We start from the raw sequence: 1003 nt of genomic DNA on the forward strand, positions 1-1003 counted from the left end.
CTTATTACGCTCGTTCAATAAGGAGAAGGGAAAACTCCCGGCTTTGGCATTCACCACTTCCAACTGGCAAGAGTTATTAAAAGGTTACTCGAAACCTTAAGAGTCGATCAACTGTCTCGCCAGCTCAAACTGCAGCTTCAGCGCGCCTCTGTTAGCGGCGATAACCTTAAGCCCAGCCTCGCTGGCAGCGTCATAGGCAGACTCGTCATTGAACTTATTGATCAAACCATCGGCTAGTTCACTATCCGCAGCAATCACCTGCAAAGCCCCGGCGTCTTCGAGCAAGCCGGTTATCTCGGCGAAATCCCAATGCTGTGGGCCGACGAATACCGGTAATCCAAATGCAGCAGGCTCCAATGGGTTATGGCCACCGTTATCGATTAGGGTGCCACCGACAAAAGCCTGATCCGCGGCGCCATAGAAGGTGAGTAGTTCCCCCATGGTATCGCCTAATAACACTTGAGTCTTTGGCTGTACCGACTCATTTAAACTGCGACGAGCTAAGTTAAATCCAGCATCGGCAATCTTACCTGCGGCGGCATTAAACTGCTCTGGATGACGGGGAACCATGATAAGCAAGGCATCGGGATTATCCGCTAAAACCTGACGGTGCGCATTCAAGATGGCATCAAACTCCCCAGGGTGTACACTGCCGGCCACCCAGATAGGGCTATTGCCCCTCTGCCACTCCAGGCGCAATGCCTTTGCTTGCGCTATTTTATCTGCCGATATATTGAGATCGAACTTTAGGCTGCCACAGACGCTGATATTTTCAGGCTTGACGCCTAAATCGATAAAACGTGCCGCCGCCTGCTTAGATTGAGCCGCGATCCGATCTAGGCTCTGTAACATGGGCAAGCTCAGACTGGCTTGTTTTCGATACTTCCCCGCCGATTCTTCGGATAAGCGGGCGTTCGCCAGCATCAACTTCACTCCAGACTTCGATGCCTGATGGAGCAAATTAGGCCAGAGCTCTGTCTCCATTATGATGCAAGATTTAGGC

1 protein-coding gene and 1 pseudogene are annotated in these 1003 nt (G+C 51.4%); one reads left to right on the plus strand and one right to left on the minus strand.

The window, feature by feature from the left end:
* Nucleotides 1–100, plus strand: a pseudogene (locus tag KT99_RS23110) (3-deoxy-D-manno-octulosonic acid kinase); the annotation flags it as partial.
* Here KT99_RS23110 and KT99_RS19870 read toward each other — a convergent pair.
* The coding region (locus tag KT99_RS19870; RefSeq protein ID WP_005503988.1) for a 3-deoxy-D-manno-octulosonic acid transferase at nt 97–1003 on the minus strand (907 nt) is incomplete at its 5' end. The pseudogene KT99_RS23110 and the gene KT99_RS19870 overlap by 4 nt on opposite strands.

The organism is Shewanella benthica KT99 (assembly GCF_000172075.1).
In the GTDB taxonomy this organism is placed as follows: Bacteria; Pseudomonadota; Gammaproteobacteria; order Enterobacterales; family Shewanellaceae; genus Shewanella; species Shewanella benthica_A.